At 34.1% G+C, this 4217-nt stretch carries 4 protein-coding genes and 1 riboswitch; of the genes, 1 reads left to right on the top strand and 3 read right to left on the bottom strand.

Annotated elements, in window-relative coordinates; translation table 11 throughout:
• Positions 1 to 23 precede the first annotated feature (23 nt).
• Positions 24 to 67: riboswitch (PreQ1 riboswitch) on the bottom strand.
• A gap of 208 nt (positions 68 to 275) precedes the next feature.
• Positions 276 to 1484 (top strand): ATP-binding protein, encoded by a 1209-nt coding sequence (locus AC1DTM_RS19035; RefSeq protein WP_477000657.1) that lies wholly within the window; start codon positions 276 to 278, stop codon positions 1482 to 1484.
• A 9-nt stretch (positions 1485 to 1493) separates the two neighbouring features.
• Here the strand turns inward: AC1DTM_RS19035 and AC1DTM_RS19040 are convergent, their stop codons facing one another.
• The 3 genes from AC1DTM_RS19040 to AC1DTM_RS19050 all read right to left on the bottom strand — a co-directional run bounded on the left by AC1DTM_RS19040 (position 1494) and on the right by AC1DTM_RS19050 (position 4158).
• A complete protein-coding gene (locus AC1DTM_RS19040) occupies positions 1494 to 1610 on the bottom strand; it encodes a DUF6254 family protein (RefSeq protein WP_000038354.1) in 117 nt (38 codons plus the stop codon).
• 181 nt (positions 1611 to 1791) lie between these two features.
• The gene (locus tag AC1DTM_RS19045; RefSeq protein ID WP_477000658.1) at positions 1792 to 2325 is read right to left on the bottom strand and encodes a DinB family protein; all 534 of its coding nucleotides are present in this window, start codon (positions 2323 to 2325) and stop codon (positions 1792 to 1794) included.
• A 138-nt stretch (positions 2326 to 2463) separates the two neighbouring features.
• Positions 2464 to 4158, bottom strand: a complete 1695-nt coding sequence (locus AC1DTM_RS19050; RefSeq protein ID WP_088098839.1) for a M3 family oligoendopeptidase — start codon at positions 4156 to 4158, stop codon at positions 2464 to 2466.
• Between the last annotated feature and the right edge of the window lie 59 nt (positions 4159 to 4217).

Consider the following 4217-nt stretch of genomic DNA (forward strand, 5'->3'; position numbering starts at 1 on the left):
AAACAATACCTAATGATATTGTTGTTTCCATAGTTTTTTATAGAGGGAGTTCGCGAACCTCTCCCATGCAGTGCACGGAATTTCTTCTTTCATTGACAAAGATTATTGTAACATATTGTATACTATCAGAAAAAATTTCTGATTTTTTCCACTATTTCATATTTCATTTCTTTCATTTTATAGTATGATTAATTTAATATTAGAAGAGAGGAGACATCCCACTGAAACTCTTTATTATTTATCTCTTTTTAAATATATTATCCATCCTTGTTACAATGCTTTTATATCATTTATTTTGGAATCAAAAAGGGAAACGCTCTCCTAAATTAAATTCAGCTATGTTTATTGTATTATGTTGCCTCGCTACCATACTATGTATCACTTTCGCAGCAAAAACAAACTATGGATTTCAATTTGATATGCGTCATATTGTATTAATTGTCGGTACATTAACAGGAGGTCCTATTGCCGGTGCTTCCATCTTAGCTGTATTAAACATATATCGCTTTTTATTAGGAGGGATAGGTGTTTTCCCATCCTTTATAGCTTCGGTTCTACTATTCATTGTTCTACTATTAACATACAAACTGTTTAACCGAAGTTCTAATCGTATAAAAATAGCACTCGCTATCTTTTACAGCCTCATATTCGGATTTGGCTGGATACCATTTTTCCTTTCAGAGGTTACAAATACGGCAGATTATATACCACATATTATCGTGTACGAACTATGTACGATGCTTGGTACAATCCTTATTTTATATTTGCTACACATATTACAAACGCAAGTTCGTCTCCAAAATGAACTTATGAATGCTGAAAAATTTCATTTAATCGGTGAAATGGCAGCTTCTATCTCTCATGAAATTCGCAACCCTTTAACTTCAACGAAAGGATTTTTGCAACTTTTACAGTCAGATACATGTTCTGAGAAGGAACGAAAATTATATATCGACATAGCCATTAATGGTATCGAACAAGCAAATCATGTTCTTACAGACTACCTAACTTTTGCAAAACCGAGTATTGAAAAAGAACAACAATTACAAGTAGAGGAAGAATTACTCCATGCGTTATCTTTAATTACACCTCTCGCCAATTTAACAAATGTTCGTATACATTACATAAAACAAAGTACATCCTTCTTTATAGCTGGTGAAAAGCAAAAGCTGAACCAATGCCTATTAAATATTTTAAAAAACTGTATTGAGGCTATGCCCAACGGTGGTGACCTTATTCTTACATTAGTTCCAGATCATAAACATATACAATTATATATAAAAGATACAGGTATTGGTATGGATCAAGAACAAGTAAAACGCCTCGGGTCACCTTTCTACTCGACGAAAGAAAAAKGGACCGGACTGGGGATGATGGTCGTCTTCAGTGTTATTCAAGCAATGAATGGAAAGGTTGACATTATGAGTGAAAAAGGAACAGGTACAACATTTTTATTAACTTTCCCGATCATACAAAAAACGTGATGAAGTTCATCACGTTTTTTCTGTTCCTTCAACTAATTCTGCAAAAGCTTTCACCTTTCCATGCGGCTTTTGATTTTCTTTCCGAGCTTTCCAAGCGCGCTCTTCTTCTCTCTTTTTCTTTGACATACTTTTCAACTCCTTTTTCTCTTCCTCATGTAGTATTCCAAAATAAGAAATAAAACTATGCATGAGTAAAAAAGGAAAAAGAAGCGGTTCGCCGCTTCTTTTCCTTTTTCCCGCTATTTGATGACAGCCCGATTGTTGCGGACTAATAATCAGTGATATGCCCCTTGATTAAAGTTTCACTTTACCGCTGTAAAATTGCATGTTTCGCTTCTTTTAGCTGTGTAAGATGTCTTTGTTCGTGTAAATCCAGAAATTGAACCCATTGATATAAATTCAAATCATTAAAAATAGGATGTTTTAATCCATTTTCAAATAATTCTTTTTCATCTATCACACTATGAAGTGCATGAAACAATTCTTGTCGTGAATGTTCTAGTAATTGAATTCCTTGCAGTTTTTTCATTAATGTTTCTGTTGGTTTCATTTGTTGAGGAGCTTCTCGTTTATGTGTGCGATCAAGCGTAAGTTGGAGGTCTTTAAATGGAGCAAGTTTTCTTTCTTTTTTTTGCAAARCATATACAAGGGCAGATGTGACAGACTGTTCAACTAAATGCAAATGATGCAAAATTTGAATAATACTCCATTTATCACGGCGTGGCTTTACATTCACCTCCGTATCATTTAACATTTCAATTTCTGATAACAGCGTGCTTCGTGTAGACTGTAATGAGTGGACTAAAGTTTCTAAACTAACATCCATATTAGATTGAAGCATAGTGCTTTCCCCCTTTTTGTTGGTGAAAAGGGGTGCTCCCCATTAGAAACACCCCTAAAATAATTCTGAATTTTCTTTTATTATCTCATCATTTTTCCATTATGTCGATGTTAAACATGTGAAAAAAGTGTATGTTTTTTACAATTTTGTGTCTTCAACAGCACGTAACCACTCTTCAATTTCTGTAATTACACTTTTTACACACCCTTCAGCGAATGGTGATGTTAAATTTGCAACTTCTACTAATTCTAAGAATGATTTACTTCCACCTTGCTGACAAAGATTCACATAATCTTCCCAAGCCTCTTGTCTATTATCTCTTGCACGTTTCCAAAATTGCAGTGCACAAATTTGAGCTAACGTGTAGTCAATATAATAGAACGGTGAGCTATAAATATGGCCTTGACGTTGCCAGAAACCACCACGCTCTAAATAATCATTATCTTCATAATCACGATGTGGTAAATACTTCTTCTCTATGTTACGCCATGCTGACTTACGTTCTGCTGGCGATGCTTCTGGATTTTCATATACATAATGTTGATATTCATCTACAGATACACCGTACGGTAAAAATAGAAGTGCTGAACTTAAGTGTGAGAAGTAATATTTATCCGCATCTTCTTCAAAGAATAACTTCATCCATGGCCATGTAAAGAATTCCATACTCATTGAATGGATTTCACACGCTTCATATGTTGGCCAATTATATTCTGGAATTTCATACTTACGACTTTCATATACTTGGAAAGCATGACCAGCTTCATGTGTTAATACATCAATATCACCAGACGTTCCATTAAAGTTTGAGAAGATGAATGGCGCTTTATAATTCTCGATATATGTACAATATCCACCACCAGCTTTTCCTTTTTTCGCAACTAAATCTAATAAATCATTATCGAGCATGAAATTAAAAAATTCATCTGTTTCAGCTGACAATTCTTTATACATCGTTTTCCCGTGATTAATAATCCAATCGGCATCGCCTTTTGGAGTTGGATTACCTGTAGCAAACTCAAAGTTTTCATCATAATAAGCGAGCTTTTCTACACCAATGCGTGCTTTTTGTCTATTTCTTAACTCTGTTGCAACCGGAACGATATAATCTAATACTTGCTGACGATAGTTCGCTACCATTTCAGCATTATAATCTGTACGATACATTCTTGCATATCCTAATTCAACAAAGTTTTTAAAACCAAGTGTTTTTGCGATTTTCGTTCTCACTTTAACAAGCTCATCATAAATACGATCTAACTCTTCCTCATTCTCAGCTAAAAATCCGTAGTATGCTTCACTTGCTGCTTTACGTTCGCTTCTTTCTTTTCCTTGCATAAACGGAATAAGTTGCGATAATGTTCTCTCTTCTCCTGCAAAATCAATTTTTGCAGATGCTAATAACTGTGTATATTGYGACGACAATTTATTCTCTAATTGTAAATCTTTCACTACTTCATCTGAATATGTTTTTAAATCACATTCAGCTAGAGCAAATAATTGCTTTCCATAATACGCTTCTAATTCTTCACGGAATGGAGAATTAATTAACGCCTTATAATATTTTGTTCCATAGCCTTGCACAACTGGTGAGTATTCATCAAAGAAATCTTGCTCTTCCTTATAAAAAGCATCTGTCGTATCAACAGAATGACGAATGTAACAAAGGTTCCCCATTGTACCAAAATCATTACGAATTTCATTAATTGAATTAATTACTTGTTGTTGTTCTTCAAGCGTTTTTGCCTTATCGAACTTTTCTAAAGCAACAATAAACTTCTCTTTTAATTCTTCAATATTTGGCCGTTTATATTCATAGTCTTTAAATGACATGAACGAGCCCCCTCTCCATTATATGCATCATTACTATAATTCAATGCTTACTTACAAAT

It is taken from the genome of Bacillus sp. P4_D3 (genome assembly GCF_056401855.1).